The following is a 20,651-nucleotide window of genomic DNA, read 5'->3' as shown; positions in this document are numbered from 1 at the left end:
TCAGATCCTCCAGGCCAGATGGCACGCAGACAGCGGCAGAAAGGTCAGCCCCTCTGGACCCACAAATGCCGCACGCGCGCCGATGCAGATGCCAAACGCCGGATCCGCACCGCCCAAAACCATATCCCCCCGCTGCGCCAAAAGCGGTGTGGCGAGCGGATCCCCCAAAAGCGCGCGGACGCCCTCCTCAAGCAAGTCCCAGCCGAGCCGGCGCATCACGCGGTGCGAGCCAAGCGCCGTCCGATAGCGGCCGCGCCATAGTGCTGCGTGATCCGCGCCACCACTCAGATCCCGCACCACATCAAAGGCCCAGGTCGCACAATCATGGCTACCCCAGGCAAAGGGAAGATCCCGCGCGGCCTCGACCGCCTGCGCAAGCCGGGTTTCCCAATTCGAAACGCGCATCACCCGCGCCCCCACTTGATCTCTTTGTCTTGAATGGTCGTGACAAACTCGAAGCCACGATCACCCGGCGCCAGCACCTGCTGACTTTCATGCGTGTAGCGCCAATTGCGCGCCGCCCCGAGATCAATCAGCCGGTTCTCATAGGAGATGGTCACCGTGCAGGTATCCCCGCCATCCACCACCTCCGGCACATCGAGCCTCCCGGTGAAGGCGCGCACCGGATCCGCGATGATTTCACCGGCCTCCGTCAACAGCCCAAGCCACACCCGGCCCGGCTTGCCTTGGCGCGCCTCATCGATGGCCAATGCCACCAGCTCCAGCGGCACACCCGAGAGCGACACCGTGGTGCCATTCGCCACCACCTGCTGCGTTTCCTCGATCGGCCCAATGCCAAGCAAGCTGCCAGCCCCAAGCCACGTCTCGCCATTCCAGGCAACCTCGCCAACGCCGGTCCAAAGCCGCACCCAACCGGTCGCGAACTCGCCCTCAAAAAGCAAAACCAGACGCAGCTCGCCCGCCTCAAGTGCCGCGCCGACCGCTGCCGTGAACTCACGCGACATCAAAGCGCCTCCCGAGCCGTGACAGAGAAGCGGAAACTGTCAGCCCGGCTGATCCGCGTCGGCACCGGCTGCGTCAAACGCAGCGCCCCGCCGGGCGCGGCAACCTCAACCGGGCTCATGTCAACCGGCGACTGGCGCAGGCGCGGCGTGAAAGTCAAAACCGCAACCCCACTGGCATCGGCCACCACGTCCTCGGTGACCATATGCAGCCGCATATCCTGGCCCGTTCCGAGTGAGAAGAAGTCCCCTGCCTCAAGCGCCAGAGCCTCCGCGTCCCAGCCCGAGGTGACAAGCGTGTTGCCCGACTGCCCGACGCCCGCCACCGCAATATCCATCGCGGCAAGATCAGGACGCGCCGCCGAAGGATCGCGTAAGGTGAACCAGCCCCGCACGCCGCCAAGCTCTGTGAAGAAGGCCGACAGTCGCCGGCCATTTCGCCCCTTGGTGAGCGCCACATCAAACGTGACCTCCCACCATTCACCGCCCCAGTCCTGGATCTGCTGGCTGCCGGTAAACGGCGAGGTCTGCGCCGAGACCGCCGTCGCCAAGCGCCGCTCGATCGATTCCACCAGCGTCAAAGGAAGCTCGCTCATACCGCATACCCCCGCTGCCGGCGATCACTCACACTCTGGATCGCAACCCGCTTGATCTCCGGCAAAGCCGCGCGGAGTTTTTGATCGATCTGCTCGGCCACGCCCATCTGCGCCCCGCGCGCATCGATCGCGATCGACACGCCAGCGCTCAAAGCACCCCCCGGTGCATAAGACGCCGCCTCGCGACGATTGAGCACCCGCTCCCCGCGTTGCAGGATTGTCGGCACCTCATCCGGCCGCAGCCCGGCCCAGGAGCCAACCGGCCCCACGGTGCCGCCACCATGCATGCGCGGCGCCCCGGCAAACACCGCCGTCGGCACCCGCCGCGACATGCCAGAGATCCCGACCATGCCCCCATTATGCGAGACTGCCACAGGCGCAGACCCACCTCCGAACACGCCCGAAAGCGCATTTGCGATCGGACCCAATACCGCGTTCTTGAACGCCAGCACGGCCAGATCCGCGAGGATCGAACGCACCAGGCTCTTGAAGTCCAGCTTGCCCGTCTCCACGAAGCTGCGGAACGCAGATTCAGCGCCGCTGAACGCGCCGGTCAGCGTCTCCCCCAGCCCCTTGCCCCAATCCATCGCCGTCGCGGCGTAGTCCTTCAGGCTCTGGCCCACAGCCTGGAAGCCAGAGAGCGCCTCCTTGGTGTCCTTCGCCGCGCCGCCCGCCTTGGTCAGAGCCGCGGTGACCTTGTCGGCCGAGGCCGCCGCCTCATCGAGCGCCGCCGCGCCCTCATCGCCCGCCCCGGTCATGGCGTCTTTGAGCGCCTGCCAGGCGGTGATCGGACCCGACGCGGCGGTGCTCAGCATGCGCGCCGCCTCCCGGTAGCCCGACGCCCGGATGCGCGCATCCTCGGCCATGCCGTCGAACATCTGCGGCGCCTCAAACGGCACATCCGAAAAGGCTTTCTCGTAAGCCTCCCGCGCGGCCTCGCCCAAATTGGTGGCCTCGGGCACCGTGGCTTTCCACTCCGACAGATCCGGCGCCTCGATGGCCCACTCTGGCCGCCGGCCGCCCAAGGTCAGCAGCGCGTTCACGCCTTCGGTCAGGCCTTCGAGCCCGGTCTCCATCGCCGCCACAAGCCCATTGATGGCCAGCGCACCGATCCGGCTAAACACGCCAGGCAACGCCTCCCAAATGGCCTGCACCGCGAGGAACCCTCCTTCGAAGGTGTTGACCGTGCCATTGGCCCAATCCGTCGCGCCATCGACCGCAGACTGGAACCCATCGAGGATCACCGCCTGCGCATCAGCCCAGGACGCCTCAACACCGGCCCAAGCCGACTGAGCCGAAAGCGAGACCTTCGTCCAGACCTCTGAGGCCAAATCCGTCAGCAAGCGCATCGCCTCGCCAAAGCCACCCGCGCCGCTTGCCAGCTTGGTGAACCAATAGACCAACTCACCAGCCCCAACGACCAGCGCGCCGATACCAGTGCGAATGAGCGCACCCTTCAAGACCACGAGCGTCGTCGCAAGACCGCGCACCGACAGCGCCGCCGCGGCCATGCCGGCCACCCATTTTCCTGCAAGGAACCCGGCAAAGGTGCCAGCATAGATCAAGATCCGGTCGAGGTTGCCGATCAGCCCTTTGATTGCCTGCCCCAGAGGCCCGGTCACACTGGCCGCGGCCGCAACCCCATCGGCCAGTCGCTCAAGCGCCGGCGCGGCCGCCACCGCAATCTGATTTGCAACCCCGCGACCAATCAGGCCCAGCCGCGACAGCGCATCATTGGTCCGCTCGATGTGGTCCGCATCGCTGTCCGACACGATCGCACCGAAGTCCTGCAGATCCTTGGTGGCCTGGCGCAGCGTGGCGCTATCAAGCCGCTGGAACGCCACAAAGCCCCGATCACCGAACAACTGCGAGAACAGCGCCGCCTGCTCGGACGCATCCGCATTCTCGCGAATGGCATTGGTCACCGTCTCGATCCGCTTGTCGAGCGGCATCCGCAACAGCTCCTCGGCGTTGAGGTTCAATCGCTCGATCGCCTTGGCCGCCGGCCCGCTGCCGTCGGAGGCAAACAAAGACAAGCGCCGCGTCAGACGTGCCGAGCCCGCCTCAAGATCCGCCATCTTGGAACCAGACAGCTCGGCCGCGCGCTCAAGCACCTGCACGCTGGCCACCGTGGTGTCGAGCGACTGCGCCAGCTTGGCCTGCGCATCGATGGTCTGTAGCCCATTGCGCACCATCGCCACGCCGGCCGCCGCAACCGCCGCCGTTGCAGCCGCAGCCACAACCCGCGCCCGACGCGCAAAAGCCGCCATGCGCTTGTTGGCCGCGTCCATCTCGCGCGACAAGCGCTGCATGCCCTTAGCGCCAGACTTGCCGACCCCCTCAAGATCGCCGCGCACCTGCCGCCCGCCAGAGGCCACAAGCCGCACGGAGACTTGTTTTGTTGCCATTACACGCGTCTCCTTGAATTGTGTATCGCGTCGTGATACATGACGGCATGATCATCAGCACACGTGGAAAGCTCGCTGCGGGCGCAATACAGGATCGCTACGGCAAAAGGTTCCCGTCTGATCTGATCAAGCGGACCCGGGCCATGCTCTCGGCATTGGACGCTGCGGTCGTTCTTGAGGATTTGCGGTTTCCACCGGGCAACCATCTGGAAGCCTTGAGCGGAAACCGCGCTGGACAACATTCGGTGCGCCTCAACGGACAATGGCGCATCTGTTTTATCTGGACCGATCAGGGGCCTGCAGAGGTCGAGATCATAGACTATCATTAGGAGGCAAGACATGAGTTTGATGACCAACCCATCCCATCCCGGCGACGTCTTGGCTGAGCTTTATCTGGCTCCGCTCGAGATGAGCGCGATTACGCTGGCGTCGCGCCTCAACGTGCCCCGCACCCGTATTGAACGGCTGATCAAAGGGGATAATGCCCTTACGGTTGATACCGCCATGCGCCTCGCACGGTTTTTCTCGACAACGCCGGAATACTGGATGAACCTCCAGCGCGCTTGGGATCTTGCCCGGGCGCGTGAGTGCATTGACGTCTCAGGGATTAAACCCCTCGAGGCTGCCTGAGCCAATCTGCTCGTTCACTTTGCGCACCATCACCGCCTCAATCGCCGGCAACAGCTCCGCAATCACCCGCGGTGCAACCCCGAGCGCCGCACCCAACTGCAAGGCTGCACTCATATCCCAGCCGGTGACCGCGCCACCACTGGCGCCGGCCACCAGCCGCACCTGCCCCCCAAGCCGCTGCACAAGGTCCCAAACCTGCCAGCCCTCGAGCGTCTGCGGCGCATTCACCACAGACGGGCAATCTGCGCAGACCCCGGAACAACCTGCGCAATACTCACCGCCCCCGCCGAACTCCCAGTCGGCGAGAGCGGTCAGCCGTTTTTTTCCGCATCCAGCAACATCGCGCCGGCGACATAGCGCGTCTGGAAGGCCTCAAAGAGAGGCCAGATATCCAAAAGCGCATCGAGACCTTCCGGCGTCAGAGCGATCGGCTCACCCGCCTCATCGCCAACGCCCTCCCAGTCCTTTACCACGAGCCGCGCAAGCGCCTTTGCCACGACAACAGCGACAGCTTCATCCTGCACCACATCCTCGTCATCCTGCGCCGGAGCACCGGCCAAGGCGCGCACCGCCGGATCACTGCGCGCGGCCAGCATCATCGCACTGGACAAAGGCTCCACGAATAGACGCACGCCATGGCCCAGATCGAGCCAGCTTGGCTCGCTCTTTAAAGAGAGTTTCAACATTTTCAGTGTGTCCCAAAAAAAGCGCCGCTCACGAGGAAGGGAGCGGCGCGTGGAGATAAGACTTGTTACTGGGGGTAACATCTCCTAGGTGCGACCGTTGGGCTGGCCGCGTGGCTTGAACCGAGCAGCGGTTCACCTAAGAGCATGCCCCCAGCAACAGCTCAGCGCAACATATCGAAAGATTGCCTTTGTGGATCAATAGGATTCCACATCGTTTACCAGAGTGACGGTCGCCATGCGGCCCTCGCTGGCGTCCTTCGCGGCCTGCCAGTCGAACGTTGCCTGAATGCCCTGCGGCCCGTTGATCTCCACACGCGGAACCGGAAGGTAGACCGAATGCACCGTCACCGTCAGGCTTTCGCCGGTGGGCAGCGCATACGAGAACTCCAGCTCGCAGGCCTGACCAGTGATCGCCTGGTTAACCAGCGTCTGATCCGAGAAGCGCACGGCCACGTTGCCGGTGAGCGCGGCCACAGAAGGATCGGCCCCGTCGATCTTGCCATCTGCCCGGATCGTCTCGATGCGATCAAGGTTGTTCGCATAGCTGATATCAGCCGAAACGATATTGCCGATCGCAACCCCGTTGCGCTTCACAGACCCGTTAAAATGCCCAAACCGTTGCAGCGTCAGCTCCGCAGGCGTGCCAGCCTGGCTGGTGGTGGCGATTTCCTCGCCCTGCGCCACAAGGCTCGCCGTCGCGGTCAACAGCCCCGAACGCGCCATCTGCCAGCTCAAGGAATCCACCTTGCAGCCCGCATAAATCGCATAGCGCGGCACCTCGGGCATGGCCGTCTCGATCGAGAAGCTCGGAAGGTCCCAGCTCCCCGAGCGGAACTCGTGGGAATAAGGCGCTTCCGTCCCCGTGGTGATCGGCGCACCAAAGGCACCCTTCAGCCAAAAGCCGAAAGCCTCAGCATCGATCGGGATAACCACGTCGCCATCCGCCGTGACCGCGTCCTTCTGCGGCGCAAGCGGATCCCGGCCATAGCCCAGAAGCTCCGACTCTTGCAGAGGCTGCTCCGCCCCCAGCGTGGTGGATGCGAACGGCATCCGCGCAAAACCGCTCGCCGGCGGCGTGCCATATGTCGTCTCAAACGCCAGCGCCATCTGCGACCGCGCCCCTTGGGCTCGTCCCATTGGTTCTCTCCTTGAAGATGATTATGTTTAAGATCGCCATTCATTGGCCGTCTGTGTTTCGTTAGGCTGAACAGATTGGTTGGTTATCTAAGTAGGTTTGAGCCAAGCATCGGCGCCCCAGTGGGAAAGAGGAGTACAGCCGCCAATGAGCGATGACCCAATTGCAGCGTTTCTGTTTCTCGCCATTGCTGGACTCGCTTTCTACCTGGTGATTTGGTTTTACATCCTGCTTCCGGCCGATATGGCCACAAAGCGGGGCAGAAGCGCATTTGGGTGGGTGCTTCTTAGCCTGCTGTTTTCTCCGGTATTGGCCTGTCTGTTGCTTTTGTTGCTGGGGGCCGATCCAAATAAACGCAGTAAACAGTAGTCCTTCAGGCAAGCGGATCGCTGGTCCAATAGTGCAACATCACCGGGATCACCGCCGCCTTCAGGCTGGCCGCGCCCTCCACAGGCAGATCCACCGGCTCAGGCGCCGAAGGCTCCACCCAATCACAAAGACCGCCCAATGTGCGATCCGCCGCCAAGACCACGCCCAAAGACGCGATCAATTCATCAAACATCTTGTCCCGATCGCCCGTACCCTGCACCACGACCTCGACCTCCGCCCTATGCTCGTAGTGATAGGCAAGCGGCGACATGGTCACCTCCGGCTCGCCAGGATCACCGTCACGCATGATCAACAAACCGTTCGCAGGTACGCGCTCGGGCAGCACCTCGCCACGCAGAGCGGTGGCAGGCAATGCTGAGAGCCGCGCGTGCAACGCGGTGAGGATGGTTTCTCGGATTGTGGGCATCGCTTGTGCTCCGCGGCAGAATACGCCAAATACCCATCCAGTGGGTCTGTAGCTCAATTGGTTAGAGCATAGCGCTCATAACGCTTTGGTTGCGGGTTCAAGTCCTGCCGGACCTACCAAAGCCCCCTTGGTGGAATGGTAGACACACGAGACTTAAAATCTCCTGGCCAAATTGGCCGTGCCAGTTCGAGTCTGGCAGGGGGCACCAGACACGCGGTCAAGCAACCGGATGAGAGAGCACCAATATAGAGCGACCATCTTGGATTTGTTCATGCACTTGGCTGCGCATCACATCCCTTGCAAAGATGCGATCGCGTTGATCCACGAGGTAAGCCAAGCTCTGTGACATTTCATGCAGCTTGCCTTCCAGGCGATCTGCTCGGGCCTCAGCGCGACCAAGATAAACGCGATTTTCCCTAAGGCGCTCCTCGAGCGAGGTCCGTTCGCGTTTCAGGATATCAATTGCAATATGCAACTCCAGTTCACGCTCTTTGGCGCGATCCAAGGCCTTACGGCAATGTTCCGCCTCATCCATGCTAGAGCTATGACGGCTCTCAAACAGGCGTACCAAGCGAATTGCAGACTGCAGCGGTACTGTTGTCTCACCTAATGGGATATCCCAAGATTTTGCCAACATCCGGATCAAGCTTTCCGGACGATCTACTTCTGACGCAAAGTCACTTAGCGATATCAAGCTCGACACGTTTTTGCCTTTCGATTGGTGCAGACAAGTCAGGAAGCCCCGCTTATTTGTCTAGAAGATTGCGCGCCTCCCTTGCCATATGGGTATGGAGCGCGAGGCAGATTTACACAGCCAAGATCCAGAGTGAACAGGTTCCAACTTCAGGTGTCTATAAAACATCACGATGACCTTGTCAGCGAGTACTATCCAATCCGACCCACACGCCACTCAACCCATTTCTCAACAATCAGGCTCGGGATCCGACCCGCCACGGCCCGCGCCGGCTTGTCCAGATTGAGCCGCTTTTTGAGCTTTACCTGCGGCACCAGAACGAAGATCGGAGCCGTGACCTGATTGCGGCCCGTCTTGGCGCGCGATTGCGCCGCGGTGCCCGCCTTCGAGATCCGCGCCTTGTCCGCTACCAAAAGCCCAGGCTTGCCCTTGCGATAGACAAAACGCAGCTTCATGCCCGTCTTGCGCTCCCAGGCCAGCGGCGTGATCTTGCGCCCCCTCATCCCGCGCCCGGCGGCCGGCAATGGGATCGCTAGCCAAAACCCATTCGGAGACCGGATCAGTGGCCCGGAGTCATGGGCACCGATGATGTGCGGCGCCTTGGACCAGACCAGGCCGGCCGCGTTCAGGCTGGTGTCACCCTTTGGGTAAACTTGCGAGCGAATGCTATTTCCCAGCCGGCGGCCCAGACCCGCGCCCGTGATCTGGCCGCGCCATTTGAGCTTAAGGCCCTGCGAGGCGGTCGACATGGCAGCCGTCACCGCCCGCTCGCCCGCCTTCACCTCAGCGGCCATCATCTTGGCAATGTCCGGGCTGATCTTCACATCCAGCTTCATGCCGGCACCAACTCAAGCGTCCAGATGAGGCGTTCCCGATCGCGCTGGGGCTCGCCTTGAATGAGGAAGGTGTCTTCCTCGATCAGGATCTGCTCATCGGGGCGGGGGGCAGGGATATCTCTCGCTCGAACATCAATTCTTGTGGTTTCCGAGAGTAGCCGCGCTGCCCCAAACGAGGTCATCTCGTCCGGGCGGCGCAGGATCCCCCGGGTGCGCGTGAACTGTCCCTCACTGTCCCGGTGCCAAAGCTCGATCGAGAGGTTCGGATCCGTAAACAGCACCCCGAGCGCGTCTGCAAAGGCAGTCATCCGCCGCAGCCTTAGTTCGAGCTGTGCAGGCGGATCGCGAGACGCGGCCGCTTGTTGACCGGCAGGATCGAGCTCTCGGTCATCAGATCAATCCAGCGGCCTTTGGCGTCAATCATTTGGCGTGCATAGAGTGGTAGACCGACGGTGTTGGCGGTCTCCAAGAGGTTGGCCGGCCCGCCATAGGTGGTGAAGGTATCAAAGGTGCCAAGAGGGAAGGCGATGCCTTCGCCCGCCGGGATCAGACGCTCAGAGGTCCCGTTTGAGAGGGTGACCGAGCCGTTATATTCCTCAAAGAGAATACCCGCGAAGGGGAAGGCGCGGCGCATGTCATCCCGCAGTGGCTGGCCGCCAGTGGCCGAGTAGAACTTGTAGGCGTCCTCAGTCTTGGAGTGGCTGATCAGCTTGTCGAAGAACTCCGAGCTGACCAACGCATGCGCGGTGGTCATGGTCTCGCCCAGAAGATTGTCCTCGATGCCGCGCAAGACGGTGCGCACCTTGCCTTGGATATTGGTGCCGGCGGTGCCAAATACGAAGTCGACCGAGATTTTTTCCAGCCCGAACTCGGTGAAGTAATTATATAGGGTGGTGCCCGCGCCGTCTTTGACGATGCCGCGCAGAGCATTCATCTCCATATATTCGCGGGTCTGGGCGTGCTTGCGCCGCATGAGCGTCAGCTTGCGGTTCATCGTCTCGACCAGCGTATCGGCGGCGTCTGAGGCGCCCAGCGCCGGCATGCCTTGGATATCGGCAGGCAAGATCACGTCGTCATGCGGGATCCAGGGCAGGGCAAAGCTGCGCATCTCGCGGGTCTCGCGATTTCCAACCGTGGCCGGTGCGCCAAGCGGGACCGAGGGCAGAAGGCTCAACACACCTTCGCGCTGTTCAATCACGATGGAGCGTTGTGTGACCCCTTCAAAGCGAAAGAGGCCAATCTGACCGAGGCGGGTGTAGAGATTGGGCAGGATATTGATGGCCTGCGTCATCTCGGCGAGCGAATAGCCGCCCGCGTCAAACGGGTTGCGGGTGAGGGTCATGGGGGAACTCCGGGGAATGAGGGGGGTAACGCGTGCGAGCACGGTGGGGGAATGAGCGATCCGCCAGATCAGGCGGTCTCGCGGGGGATGATACCCAGCTCGGCCAGCTGGCCGAGTTTGGTGGTGATCTTGGCGGCGTCATCGACGCTGCCATCATAGGTAAGAGCGGCGCGCGAGACGATTGCCGGCCCACGGGCCACAACGATACCCACCGCATCGGCCAGCGTGGCATCTACAGCGTAAAGCAGCACGGCCGCGGCAGTTTGTGCGCCATCGGTGCCGCCCGATGTGGCGAACTTGTACTTGTCACTGGCGGTGATGCGCCCGAGGACGGCACCAACCGGGTAGGCATGTCCGGCAAGCAGGGTCACGGTTTCGCGGATATAGTTGGGGTTCAGCTCATATTTGAGGACATCGCCCATAGTGGACGGTTGGGTCAGGACAGACATGGGTCATCTCCAGAACATAGGTCAAAAGAAAGCCCCCACCGCATGCGCGATGGGGGCCAAGGTGGGTGCGAAGAGTCGAGGGTAGTCTTAGATCTTCGCACCTGAGGCAGACCGTTTGGCAGCCGCCACAATCGGGCTTTCTACGGATTTGGGCAGGACAGGTGAGGGTGGGGCGGCGACAATGTCGCGTGCGTCGGCCGCAGCGCTGGCTTGATCAAGAACCAACCGACGCAGGGCTTCGGGGCTGGTCCCCTCGCGCAGGGCTTTCGCAGCGTCGATCGCGATGCCGAGGCGTCCGGCCTGCGCTGCGATCTCGGTGATCTCCGCCGCTTCCTGGCGCAGTTGCGCTGACACCTCTGCAAGATTGCTCTGCTGCGCCGCGATCGGCGCGGTCAAAGGCGCTGCAGCAGCAGGCACTGATGCGTCCTGCTGCATGTCGCGGTCCTCTTCCAGTGCATCGGGGTGTTCGTCCTGGCTCGCCTGCACGGTGTCTTCGGTGTCAGGGATTTCAGGACTTGTCTCTGCGGCATCTGTATTGGCGCTCATGGCGGCCTCCTTTGGTTGGGGATGAGTGGCGCGGGGCAGTCGCGCGGTGGAAGAGGGGATAGACAGGCTGTCTCTGAAGCGAGCAAAGCCCCGGGTGAGATCGACAACTTCATCGGCCAAGCCTGCGGCGACTGCGTCGGACCCGCGATAGGTTGTAGCTTCGGTCGCCAGGGCGGCGTCTTGGCTGAGTAGACCGCTTCGGCCGGCGGCGACGGTCTCTGCGAAGAGAAAGCGCAACACGTCTATCTCACGTTGGATGTCGTCCCGCACGCTCTCGGGGAGCGGCTCATAGGGATTGCCATCGACCTTGTGCTGGCCGGAATGAATCATAGTCACGCGCACCCCGTCCTGATCCAGTTGTCCGCTGAGATCGGCATGCATCACAACGACGCCGATACTGCCGACAGTGCCGGTGCGGGGCAGGAGGATCCGGTCGGCCTGTGAGGCCAAGGCATAGCCGGCTGAGAATGCGTGTTCGGCAATGAAGGCCCAGACAGGCTTATCTCGACGCAGGGCCCGGACCTGGTCCGCCAAGTCAAAGACGCCGGCCACTTCCCCGCCAAAGCTGTCGATCTCGAGCGCCACCGCCCGCACCGACGCATCGCGCGCGGCCGCCTCAATCTGTGCCGCGATCCCCTCATAGCTGGTCTGGCCCGAGGACTGCCCGATCCAGCCTCCGCGATGGATGAGAACGCCAGAGATCTCGATGACGGCGATGCCGTCCACGATTGGGTACGGCGCATCGCCATGTTGCTGAAGGCTTTCGGTCAGGCGACCAGCCAGGATGCCGGCACGGGCAGGCAGGGTGGCGGTGCCAGCTGCAGCGTCGTCGCCGTCCACCATCTCAACCTGCCGCCCTAGAATGCGTGGCCCAAGCCCCGATAGAAACGCCATCGCCTTGGTGGGTTCAACGAGCAGCGGAGTGTTGAAGGCGCGTGCGGCAATGCGGGCATGGAGCATCAGGGTTGGTCCTCGTCTGTTCGTGGTCGATCTTCCGCGTCATCTGTGCTGTCGGTGTCGCCACGCGATACAGGGTCCGGATCCTCGGTGGTGCTTGGCAGCGCCTGCACCCCTTGTGCTGGAGACCCGGGGCGACGGAAATCCAGCCCCAACGCGCGCTCGCGCGACCTCTCTGCGGCGATTTCGCGATCGACCTGTTCAGCATCATAGCCGCGCTCGGCAATCGCCTGCGTGCGGGATTTCAGCCCCGCTTCGATCTGGGCGATTTCAGCATTGGCGTCTTTGAGCGGGTCGACCCAGTCCCATTTCGTGGGCAGCCAATCGGCCGCGAGCATGCGTGGGCGGTCCGCTTCGTAGCCGGGCAGGGTCAGCGCACCCGATAGTACCGCGAGATCCAGCCAGCGCGCATAGACCAGTCGACAGAGCTGATAGACCATCACTGAGTGCTGCCAGGCCGAGACGCGCCGGCGGAATTCGATCAGGGCGAGGCGTGAGTTCGAGAAGTTCCCCTTCACCATGTCATTGGTGAGATAGGGGTAGGGGATACCCAAGGCCGCAGCGATCTGCAGCAGCGTGCGGTACTGGAATGGCTCATAAGTGGCGCCGCTGTCTGCGGGCTGGCCGACGGTGACATCCTCGCCTGGATCCAGCCGTACAATCTGACCCGGGCTGATCTCGACGCCAGCGGGCATCTCCTCATCGTCCAGGGGCGCAAGCGGGTTCTCCGGGGCAGGGGAAGTCACGAACATCGCATACATCGCCGCGACCTTTTTGCGGTCGAGCTCGGCGTCGTCATACTGGTCCAGCAAGAACAGCTTTACGATCGCGGGGGTCAGTTTTGAAACACCCCGCAATTGACCACCTTCCACCGGGTCGATCACATGAATGATCTCCGAGGCCGGCACTCGGGTGGTTTCTCCAGACAGTCCAGGATCGGTGCTGTCACCCGGGTGACGGCGCAGGAAGTGATAGGCCACACGCCGCCCGATCCGGTCGAACTCGATGCCCTGGCGGATCGCGTTACCATTCCTTGCCACGCCTGTTTCATGCAGCGGCAGCATTTCTGAAGGCAGCATCTGCAGTTGCAGCGGCACGGTGAGGCCGTCTTCTGCCCTCCGTGGGCGAACCCGGAAAAACACTTCTCCCGCAATGAACACCTCACGCGCCGCACGGCGCTGCAACCCGTAAAAATCGGTCAGCCCTTCGGCATCTGCCTCATCGGTCCATGTCAGCCAAAGACGTTGTAATTCTTCCTTTTGGGAAGCGTTCACGATCTTCGAGATCGGCTTGATCCCATCGCCCACAGTATTGGCGGCCCAGCTCTCAACAGCATTCACGGCATAACCATTGTTGCGCACCAGCCAGCGCGCGCGGGCGGTAATATCGGGCCCTGCCGCCGCAATCAGCGCATTGACATGGGCACGCGTCGCTTGGAAGCCGCGCAGGCGCCTGTGATGCTGACCTGCATCAAACCCGCCAATGAAAGCGCCAATGCGCTGTCGCCAGTTCATCACAGATCCTTCACCGCATGCGGGCGTAGAACGCGCCCGGTGCCACGGTCCAACCTTGCAATGCGTCGCTCTGCATCACTGATCGCAGCCGCCAGTTCAGCGTCGGTGCCATAGGTGACGGTTTTCCCGTCATAGCTCACAGACCGCGTGCCGCTGTAGCGCGCGCTTAGAAGTGCGCTATGACGGAGTTTTAGCTCGTCGAGGGTCATCGTCACTCCATGTATCTGGGCGTGCTGATCTTCCAGCCTCGCCGCCGGGGCGTTGCGATCCGCCCGGCTTGGGGCTCTGTCGGTTTCTCGGGCTCGATAGTTTGCGAGGGGGCGGCCGTCTCCACGCCCGCCTGTTTCTCCAACTGTCGCCACATCTTCTCGTCAAAACGATCAGCGCCAAGAATCCACGCGGCGGCGCGGGCATAGACCCGTGTGTCCAGCGCCTCATTGCGCTCACGCAGCTTTTGCCACTCTTGGCGGGCAAACCCGCGCTTGTTGCGGATCGTGACCAGCTGTTCGGCCACCAGCTGTTTGAGCCATTCGCTGTCTATCCAGTCGGGGAGATGGATCATACCTGCCGGTATCGGCGCGTCTGGCTCGGACGGTCGCTCGAGCCGCAGATACCGATAGGTCTCTGCTTTGAATGTGGCGGTGGCCACCGTCCAAAGCCGCGCTCCGCGCTTGAGCTTGCGCCCATTCACCGTGGCATCGACGAAGGTTGGGCCCGACACAGGCGTGGCGCGGTTGAAGCCTTCCAGACCTTTGACCGGCGCCACCTGCGAGATGCCCTGCGCCCGTGCCCAGGCATAAACAGCCGCTGTCTCATATCCGGTATCGATCGCGAGTTTCGCCAGTGGCATGACGGCACCGTTCTCATGCACCCAGGTGCGGCTGAGTAATTCGGTGAGCGCCTCCCAGCAGGTGGGGGCGCCGGGCCCACCTGGAATGACGATGTGATCCACAAGCCAGCTTTCCAAGCCACGGCCCCAAGCCCAGACATCCACCTCGATGCGGTCCTTCTGCACATCAACCCCGGCGGTGAGGAACAGGCCTCCCATTGGAATCTGTGATGGGAAGACCTCACGACGATCTGCAAGGCGCTGCCATTCCGGGGCATCGCCGCTTTCAACCCAGGTTTCGCCGAGGAGCGTGTTCCGCGCCGCGCGCAGCATTTCATCTGACCCTTGAGCGGCCAGCCACTCGCGGGCGATCTGCTCCCAGCTCTTCCAGCCGATCGGCGAATAAAGCGCTGAGAGGTGGAACCCGATCGCGTTTGGATCAGAACTGGTAGCAGTTGCGCGCCACTCACCCCGCTCAAGCATCTGTGTCTTATGGTGCTCAGCAATGGGTTGCTCGCATCCCTTGCAGGCATAGGCCGCAGTTTCCGGGTTGCCCTTGTTCCAGCGCAATCGCTCGAACTGCAGCCATTGCATGTGACCACAATGAGGACATGGCACGAAATACCGTCGCTGGTCACTGGCTTCGAACTCTCGCTCAATGCGTGAGAGACCGCGTATTGTGGGCGTCGACACCATGAACACCTTGCGCCGATGCGCGAAGGTGGTGGTGCGCGCTTCAGCCAGCGTCACAGGGTCACCCTCCTCGTCAGAGGAGGCCGGATAGGCATCCACCTCATCAAGAAAGATATAGCGCGCGGGCATGGAGCGCAGGCCGGTGGCCGAGTTCGCCCCGGTCAGCACCAGGATCCCACCTGGGAATTCCTTGGACAGCATCGAATTGCCAGCATCGCGCGACCGTGCTGGCTGCACACGTTCCTTAAGTGCAGGGCTATCTTCAATCAGCGGATCGATACGGCCCCGCGAAGTGCGCTTGGCCATCTCCACCGTGGGCAGCACGGCGAGCATCGGTCCTGGAGCGTGGTGGATGACAAAGCCTATCCAGTTGTTGCCCGCTTCCGTCGCTCCGACCTGGGCGGCCTTCATGAAGCTGATCCGCTGCGCGGGGTGGCCCGGGCTCAGCGCATCCATGATCTCGCGCAGGTATGGCGTGCGGGTCGTGCGGTATTGACCAGGTTCGGCTGAGGCCCGAGAGGACAGCTTGCGGTGCTTATCTGCCCACTCGGACACCGTCAGGTCCGGGTCAGGCCGCATGGCCCGGCGCCAGGCCCGCAGGATATCCTCAGCGCCGTCAAAGGCGAGGTCAAGGCCCCTGGTCAGGTCCACAGTTGGAGACGGATTGTCATTCATGCCCTGTTTCCCGTTTTCTTCGGGGGCGTTTCAGGGCTCTATTCTAAGGTTAAAATGGGTCTTCGATTTGCACGCCAGTTGGCTCAAAGTCACTCACATTGCCGGTAACGACTGTTGCGCCATGTACAAGCGCAGTGGCAGCAATCTGTAGATCTGCCCCATTGTGGCCAAGCCGCGCTGAAAGCTGTCCCCAAATCCGCGCATCATCTGCACCAAAAGAAAGGAGCCGATCCGCAAATAGAAGAGTGGTGCGGTCTATCCAGTATCGGAGATCCGTAGCAAAGCTAGGATTGCGACTTCCTTGTTGAGCGATCCCACGCTCGATTTCACCGATGGTAATCACGCTCAGAAACAGCTGGTCCTCAGGCTTGCTACGCAACCATTGTGCAACCTGCGGTGCTCGATTGGGCCGGCGAAGAGCTGAGAGCACATTTGTGTCGAGTACATACATTAGAAGTCGACGGGCCGGGGTTTAACTTGTGCACGCTCGATATCCTCCGCAGGGAATGCGAGCAAATGGTCAACAAACGACCCCCTAGAACGCTGCGCGTCAGCTAGTAGAGATCGGTATTCTGAGGTTGATAGGACCACAACAGCTGATTTTCCGCGTCGTGTCACTTCCTGGGGGATGCCGGCTAAAGCGGCATCGACGACTGTACTGAACTTGTTTTTGGCGTCCTGCAATGTCCACATGAGCTTGATCCTAGCTATCTATCTAGCTAGATATAGGTGTGAGGTGAAGTATTGTCAAATTTGCTCACTCCAATCCCACCCTGAGATCCGCTAGGGCGTCGAGCTGCTCTCGGACATGGGTTTCCAATACCCTCTGCAAGATCGCAGTCTCGATCGTCACCGCCTTGCCAGATGCCTTCTCCATATCTGCGGACAGTTGCGCGGCCATCAGCGCCGCGACACGTGTGGGCCAGGTGACCCAGGCATCGCGTTCCTGGCGAACGAGGCGAAACACCAGTGTTTCGGCGCGTGCACGATCCACCAGCACGCCCTTCTTCTTTTGGATCGACAGTTGGCGTTCCTGCGCCTGGTAAACGGTCAGGGCCGTGCGGGCTTTTAGGTAAGAGGTGCTATCGCCACTGCCTGAGACGCTGGGGCCATCGTTCCCACTGCTATTGGCTAACCCTCCCTGCGCGCGCATCTGCTGATCTGGATCTGTTGAGGCTTTCCGACGCACATCGGATGCGGCTGCATTGATTGAGCCATCGGCAAAGAGCACCAACCGCCCGGTCTTGCGGGCCTTCTGCACAGCCCCGCGGGAGATCCCAGCGTGCTCTGCATAGGCGCGTTCAGATAGACCCTCCATGACGCTTTATGTTGCCTCAACATATTGTAAATAAACAACTAAAAACGTCTATTTGAGTTGATTGTATTGCGGCGTCGAGCGATTCTTACATCACGCAAACAGCCTGATTGGAGCTACGCCATGACCGCCATCACCACTATCCGCATCGACCATAGCACGCTGCCGGAGCGTTTTGACCGCGCACGACCGGACGCCGTCGCGGAGGTCATCGAGGTAACGCTGCGCAAGGACGGCATAAACGCCGAGGCCAGTGACGTGATCTCGCATCTCAAGATCGAGCTGCCCACGGCTCAGCTGGTCGCCGCCGCGGCGGTTTTGGCTGAACTGCAAGTGATCTGATGGAGGGCAGAGCCATGAGGACACGCGCACAGATTGCGACCCTGACCCAACCCGCACCCCTCCCTAGAAAGGCTTCTGAGATGACCACGCCCGCCATTCTTCCCAGCCGCAATGAAGACGACGGCTTCTTCGGCAGCATGACGCGCTGCCCTGAACGAGACCGCCGCAGCGTTGAGGTCTGGACGCTCACCTCCCGCCTGGTCGCCGAGGCCATTGGCGCCGATAGCGAGGAGGACATGCGCGGCATCCGTGACTTTCTCGACAGCCGCTGGGGTCGGCACTTTGCCGATGATGTCGTCGGAGCCCTACAGGGCAGCACAGCGGACAGTGAGGTTGCCATAACCACCACAATCGCCAAATGGCAGGACTGGCGCATTAGCTCCAGAACTCAGCGTGAGGAGGGGATCCCCGTCGGGCTGCCTTACCTGACCGGCTGGGTGCAGCACTTCGCGGTTATGGCCGCGATGGAAGAGGTCGGCTGATCCCAAAATTGCACCCCACTCACACGGAGGCCAAAATGCCCAAGCTCACTGAGACCCAATCTATTATCCTCAACTGCGCGGCCTGCCGGGCCGGCAACTTGGCCATGCCCCTGCCCAAAGGCTTGGCTGGTGCTGCCGCCAAGATGACAGTGACCAAGATGATCGAGCGGGGATGGCTCGAAGAGGTCGAGGCCAACCTCTTTCGCAAAGAACCGCTCTGGCGCGAGGCCGGCGATGGTCACGGTACCACGCTGATTGCGACCGAAGCGGGGCTGGAGGCCATCGAGATAGAACCGATTGCAGCCAGCACGATCAGCAAGATCCGCAAGGCAACTACGCGGGCGCCGGAAGGCAATATCCCAACGGCGGATGCGGCGTCGTGTCAGAAGCTGGCGTCCATCCGACAGGGCACAAAACAGGCGATGCTGATTGAGATGCTCCAGCGCCCCGACGGCGCCTCCATCGCGGAAATCGTCGTCGCCACATCTTGGCAGCCACACACGGCCAGAGGGACGATCTCCGGCGCCCTTAAAAAAAAGCTGGGCCTGTCCATCACCTCCCATAAACACCCCGAGCGGGGGACTGTTTACAAGCTCGACACGGCTTGAGCGGATATCTCACCGCCATAGCTCGAATAGCCGGCGCAGCGTATAGCTCCGGATAAGCGAGATACCGGTGAATACAGAGCCGATTGCGAGGGTCTAACCGAGTCCGGCTTGAAGTCCAAACCATGAGAATATGATGGTCTGGGTGATGACGGCTAGCACATAGCCGACGATGACATTGGTGATCGCCTCAATGAGGGAGCGACGGCGCGATTGTATCAGGCCGCGATCCGCTTGGATTTAAGCACTGCGAATGTCTCACCGCTACCTGCCAACACGGCCTCTTCGCCTGTAAAGGCCTGCCAGCGCTCGATAGCCACATCGACATAAGCTGGGTTCAGCTCCACTCCATAACAAATACGTCCTGTCGTCTCTGCTGCGATCAGCGTGGTGCCGGATCCCATGAAGGGCTCATAGACAGCTTGGCCGGGGTTTGAGTTGTTGAGGATCGGGCGGCGCATGCAGTCTACTGGCTTCTGAGTGCCATGTACGGTCTCGGCATCCTGATCTTTGTTTGCAATCTGCCAGAGTGTCGTCTGTTTGCGATCCCCCGCCCAGTGACCTTTGCCCTTGGCGCGCACCGCATACCAGCAGGGCTCATGCTGCCAATGATAATCGCCGCGGCTCAGTACCAGCCGGTCCTTGGCCCAGATGATTTGGGAGCGTATGGCAAAGCCCGCGGCGGTCAGACTGTCTGCGACAGTCGCTGCATGCAGAGCGCCATGCCAGATATAGGCGACATCGCCAGGAAAAAGGGACCAAGCCTCGCGCCAGTCCGCGCGGTCGTCGTTCAGCACCTTGCCGGTGCGTTTGGTCTTGGCTGCCCCAGCTTGGTTGCGCCATGACGGATCATACTCCACGCCATAGGGGGGATCGGTCACCATGAGGAGCGGTTTGACGCTGCCCAGGAGGCGGCCCACGACATCGGCGCTGGTGCTGTCCCCGCAGACCAGACGATGTGAGCCCAGCTGCCAGAGATCTCCGGAAACTGATACCGGCGTCACCGGGGGCTCTGGGATATCATTCTCGCCTTCGGCAGCGCTGTCGCCGTCCAGCGCGTCAGGATCTTGAAGGAGGGCGTCTAGATCCTCGTCTGAGAACCCCAGCAGATCGAGGTCGAAGTCGTCGGCCAAGAGCCCCGCGATCTCATCGCGTAGGACAGCCTCGTCCCAGTCGCCGAGCTCGGTCAGCTTGTTGTCGGCAATACGGTAGGCGCGGCGCTCCGCGTCGTCGAGGTGGCCGAGCCGAATGACAGGCGCCTCAGTGAGGCCCAGCGCGCCGGCAGCCAATACACGCCCATGGCCCGCAATCAACTCACCGTCGTCTGCCACCAGACACGGGACGGTCCAGCCGAACTTCGCCATGCTCGCTGCGATCTTCGCCACCTGCGCCTCACCATGGATCTTAGCGTTCTTCGCATAAGGGCGCAGCTGTTCGATCGGCCAGAGTTCAATCTGGCGCGGCGCAAAGACAAGGTCCATGGGGTAGGGGGCTCACTGGCAAGGGCGATGCATGCCGAAGCTAAACCCCATACCATGGGGTCGTCAGCAATCGCGATGTCGGAAAAACAAAAGCGCCCGCAAGGGTTATCCTTTCGAGCGCAATTCTTCGATGATCAAGGGGTACGTCAAGGGGGCTAGAAATGTCAATTGGAAATTGCCTGCTCTGAGATTGACGAATCTGCTCCTACATGTTCACTTTATGTTCTTACTTCGAGTCTCAACGATCATCTCATCATGTACACGCCCTCTGACGATCCCTCGGTTTGTTTCCTTCCTGTGTTCAGCAGCAGGGTGCCCGCAGGCTTTCCAAGCCCTGCTGAGGATCATTTGGAGGGGAAGCTCGATCTCAATCAGCATCTGATCCGCCGGCCTGCGGCGACTTTTTTTGTGCGTGCGAGTGGGGAGTCGATGCGGGATGCTGGAATTTTTGATGGGGATATTCTGGTTATAGATCGTTCGATCACGCCTGTGGCTGGAGATGTGGTTATTGCGGTGTTGCATGGGGATCTGACGGTCAAAAGGTTGATGAAAGCTGGGCCGGAGGGCTGGGCTTTGCAGGCCGAGAATGCGGCCTTTCCCAATATCCCGGTCGATGAAGAGGGATGTGAGATTTGGGGTGTGGTGACCAACAGCATCCGACGTCATTGCCTGCGGTGA

At 61.5% G+C, this 20,651-nt stretch carries 27 protein-coding genes, 2 tRNA genes and 1 pseudogene; 9 read left to right on the top strand and 21 right to left on the bottom strand.

Annotated features, from left to right (window positions below; all coding sequences use genetic code 11):
* Genes MED193_RS12140 through MED193_RS12125 form a run of 4 tightly spaced genes read right to left on the bottom strand, consistent with a single transcriptional unit; the run spans position 1 to position 3,966 of the window.
* Positions 1–405 carry a hypothetical protein gene (locus tag MED193_RS12140; protein ID WP_039966857.1) on the bottom strand — a complete coding sequence of 135 codons (405 nt, stop codon included), beginning with the start codon at positions 403–405 and terminating at the stop codon, positions 1–3.
* A complete protein-coding gene (locus MED193_RS12135) occupies positions 405–965 on the bottom strand; it encodes a hypothetical protein (RefSeq protein ID WP_009810024.1) in 561 nt (186 codons plus the stop codon). Before MED193_RS12135 ends, MED193_RS12140 begins: the two co-directional genes overlap by 1 nt.
* On the bottom strand, positions 965–1,558 hold the full coding sequence (locus MED193_RS12130; protein WP_009810023.1) for a hypothetical protein: 594 nt from the start codon (positions 1,556–1,558) through the stop codon (positions 965–967). Before MED193_RS12130 ends, MED193_RS12135 begins: the two co-directional genes overlap by 1 nt.
* Positions 1,555–3,966: a phage tail tape measure C-terminal domain-containing protein gene (locus tag MED193_RS12125; protein ID WP_009810022.1), complete on the bottom strand. Its 2,412-nt coding sequence runs from the start codon at positions 3,964–3,966 to the stop codon at positions 1,555–1,557. The genes MED193_RS12130 and MED193_RS12125 overlap by 4 nt, the downstream gene beginning before the upstream one ends.
* A 47-nt stretch (positions 3,967–4,013) precedes the next feature.
* Here MED193_RS12125 and MED193_RS23340 point away from each other — a divergent pair, with 47 nt between their 5' ends.
* Both MED193_RS23340 and MED193_RS12115 read left to right on the top strand, forming a co-directional pair.
* Complete coding sequence (locus tag MED193_RS23340; protein ID WP_009810021.1) at positions 4,014–4,295, top strand: type II toxin-antitoxin system RelE/ParE family toxin; 282 nt, start codon at positions 4,014–4,016, stop codon at positions 4,293–4,295.
* Between the two features lie 10 nt (positions 4,296–4,305).
* Positions 4,306–4,596 carry a HigA family addiction module antitoxin gene (locus MED193_RS12115; protein ID WP_009810020.1) on the top strand — a complete coding sequence of 97 codons (291 nt, stop codon included), beginning with the start codon at positions 4,306–4,308 and terminating at the stop codon, positions 4,594–4,596.
* Here the strand turns inward: MED193_RS12115 and MED193_RS12110 are convergent.
* From MED193_RS12110 to MED193_RS12100, 3 genes are all read right to left on the bottom strand, one after another.
* A complete protein-coding gene (locus tag MED193_RS12110) occupies positions 4,567–4,824 on the bottom strand; it encodes a hypothetical protein (protein ID WP_254655454.1) in 258 nt (85 codons plus the stop codon). The two genes, MED193_RS12115 and MED193_RS12110, sit on opposite strands and share 30 nt — an antisense overlap.
* An 83-nt stretch (positions 4,825–4,907) precedes the next feature.
* Positions 4,908–5,282, bottom strand: coding sequence for a hypothetical protein (locus MED193_RS12105; protein WP_009810018.1), 375 nt, complete (start codon positions 5,280–5,282; stop codon positions 4,908–4,910).
* Between the two features lie 195 nt (positions 5,283–5,477).
* On the bottom strand, positions 5,478–6,419 hold the full coding sequence (locus MED193_RS12100; RefSeq protein ID WP_039966154.1) for a phage tail tube protein: 942 nt from the start codon (positions 6,417–6,419) through the stop codon (positions 5,478–5,480).
* 145 nt (positions 6,420–6,564) lie between these two features.
* Here MED193_RS12100 and MED193_RS12095 point away from each other — a divergent pair, with 145 nt between their 5' ends.
* On the top strand, positions 6,565–6,786 hold the full coding sequence (locus MED193_RS12095; protein WP_009810016.1) for a hypothetical protein: 222 nt from the start codon (positions 6,565–6,567) through the stop codon (positions 6,784–6,786).
* A gap of 4 nt (positions 6,787–6,790) precedes the next feature.
* On the opposite strand, the gene MED193_RS12090 is transcribed toward MED193_RS12095, so the two are convergent.
* A complete protein-coding gene (locus MED193_RS12090; RefSeq protein ID WP_009810015.1) occupies positions 6,791–7,213 on the bottom strand; it encodes a hypothetical protein in 423 nt (140 codons plus the stop codon).
* 42 nt (positions 7,214–7,255) lie between these two features.
* Here MED193_RS12090 and MED193_RS12085 point away from each other — a divergent pair.
* Both MED193_RS12085 and MED193_RS12080 read left to right on the top strand, forming a co-directional pair.
* Positions 7,256–7,332 (top strand) — tRNA-Ile (locus tag MED193_RS12085).
* A 2-nt stretch (positions 7,333–7,334) separates the two neighbouring features.
* A tRNA-Leu gene (locus MED193_RS12080) sits at positions 7,335–7,421 on the top strand.
* Positions 7,422–7,430: 9 nt separating this feature from the next.
* Here the strand turns inward: MED193_RS12080 and MED193_RS12075 are convergent.
* The 12 genes from MED193_RS12075 to MED193_RS12020 all read right to left on the bottom strand — a co-directional run bounded on the left by MED193_RS12075 (position 7,431) and on the right by MED193_RS12020 (position 17,066).
* Entirely contained in the window at positions 7,431–7,850 is a 420-nt protein-coding gene (locus tag MED193_RS12075) for a hypothetical protein (protein WP_009810014.1), read from the bottom strand.
* Between the two features lie 248 nt (positions 7,851–8,098).
* Positions 8,099–8,743, bottom strand: a complete 645-nt coding sequence (locus MED193_RS12070; protein WP_009810013.1) for a DUF6441 family protein — start codon at positions 8,741–8,743, stop codon at positions 8,099–8,101.
* Entirely contained in the window at positions 8,740–9,051 is a 312-nt protein-coding gene (locus MED193_RS12065; RefSeq protein WP_009810012.1) for a hypothetical protein, read from the bottom strand. Before MED193_RS12065 ends, MED193_RS12070 begins: the two co-directional genes overlap by 4 nt.
* An 11-nt stretch (positions 9,052–9,062) precedes the next feature.
* Positions 9,063–10,085, bottom strand: a complete 1,023-nt coding sequence (locus MED193_RS12060) for a major capsid protein (RefSeq protein WP_009810011.1) — start codon at positions 10,083–10,085, stop codon at positions 9,063–9,065.
* Positions 10,086–10,153: 68 nt separating this feature from the next.
* Positions 10,154–10,534: a head decoration protein gene (locus MED193_RS12055; RefSeq protein WP_039966152.1), complete on the bottom strand. Its 381-nt coding sequence runs from the start codon at positions 10,532–10,534 to the stop codon at positions 10,154–10,156.
* An 87-nt stretch (positions 10,535–10,621) separates the two neighbouring features.
* Entirely contained in the window at positions 10,622–12,040 is a 1,419-nt protein-coding gene (locus MED193_RS12050) for a S49 family peptidase (RefSeq protein ID WP_009810009.1), read from the bottom strand.
* Entirely contained in the window at positions 12,040–13,551 is a 1,512-nt protein-coding gene (locus tag MED193_RS12045; RefSeq protein ID WP_009810008.1) for a phage portal protein, read from the bottom strand. The genes MED193_RS12050 and MED193_RS12045 overlap by 1 nt, the downstream gene beginning before the upstream one ends.
* Positions 13,551–13,760 (bottom strand): phage head-tail joining protein, encoded by a 210-nt coding sequence (locus MED193_RS12040; RefSeq protein WP_009810007.1) that lies wholly within the window; start codon positions 13,758–13,760, stop codon positions 13,551–13,553. The genes MED193_RS12045 and MED193_RS12040 overlap by 1 nt, the downstream gene beginning before the upstream one ends.
* 2 nt (positions 13,761–13,762) lie before the next feature.
* Entirely contained in the window at positions 13,763–15,748 is a 1,986-nt protein-coding gene (locus tag MED193_RS12035) for a phage terminase large subunit family protein (RefSeq protein ID WP_009810006.1), read from the bottom strand.
* A 49-nt stretch (positions 15,749–15,797) separates the two neighbouring features.
* Positions 15,798–16,199 carry a type II toxin-antitoxin system VapC family toxin gene (locus tag MED193_RS12030; protein WP_009810005.1) on the bottom strand — a complete coding sequence of 134 codons (402 nt, stop codon included), beginning with the start codon at positions 16,197–16,199 and terminating at the stop codon, positions 15,798–15,800.
* Positions 16,199–16,441, bottom strand: coding sequence for a type II toxin-antitoxin system Phd/YefM family antitoxin (locus tag MED193_RS12025; protein WP_009810004.1), 243 nt, complete (start codon positions 16,439–16,441; stop codon positions 16,199–16,201). Before MED193_RS12025 ends, MED193_RS12030 begins: the two co-directional genes overlap by 1 nt.
* 64 nt (positions 16,442–16,505) lie before the next feature.
* The gene (locus MED193_RS12020) at positions 16,506–17,066 is read right to left on the bottom strand and encodes a hypothetical protein (RefSeq protein WP_009810003.1); all 561 of its coding nucleotides are present in this window, start codon (positions 17,064–17,066) and stop codon (positions 16,506–16,508) included.
* 120 nt (positions 17,067–17,186) lie between these two features.
* Between MED193_RS12020 and MED193_RS12015 the strand changes: the two genes are divergently transcribed.
* The 3 genes from MED193_RS12015 to MED193_RS12005 are packed head-to-tail and all read left to right on the top strand — an operon-like array spanning position 17,187 to position 18,495.
* Positions 17,187–17,405 (top strand): hypothetical protein, encoded by a 219-nt coding sequence (locus MED193_RS12015; protein ID WP_009810002.1) that lies wholly within the window; start codon positions 17,187–17,189, stop codon positions 17,403–17,405.
* Positions 17,406–17,419: 14 nt separating this feature from the next.
* Positions 17,420–17,887, top strand: coding sequence for a hypothetical protein (locus tag MED193_RS12010; RefSeq protein WP_254655453.1), 468 nt, complete (start codon positions 17,420–17,422; stop codon positions 17,885–17,887).
* Positions 17,888–17,922: 35 nt separating this feature from the next.
* Complete coding sequence (locus tag MED193_RS12005) at positions 17,923–18,495, top strand: DUF3489 domain-containing protein (protein ID WP_009810000.1); 573 nt, start codon at positions 17,923–17,925, stop codon at positions 18,493–18,495.
* A gap of 215 nt (positions 18,496–18,710) precedes the next feature.
* Here MED193_RS12005 and MED193_RS12000 read toward each other — a convergent pair whose 3' ends face one another.
* On the bottom strand, positions 18,711–19,973 hold the full coding sequence (locus MED193_RS12000; protein ID WP_009809999.1) for a site-specific DNA-methyltransferase: 1,263 nt from the start codon (positions 19,971–19,973) through the stop codon (positions 18,711–18,713).
* 291 nt (positions 19,974–20,264) lie between these two features.
* Between MED193_RS12000 and MED193_RS11995 the strand changes: the two are divergent.
* Positions 20,265–20,651 (top strand): annotated as a pseudogene (locus MED193_RS11995) (LexA family protein); the annotation flags it as partial.

The sequence above is a fragment of the Roseobacter sp. MED193 genome, from assembly GCF_000152965.1.
Taxonomy (GTDB): domain Bacteria; phylum Pseudomonadota; class Alphaproteobacteria; order Rhodobacterales; family Rhodobacteraceae; genus Pseudophaeobacter.
This window is presented reverse-complemented; position numbering and strand designations above follow the sequence as displayed.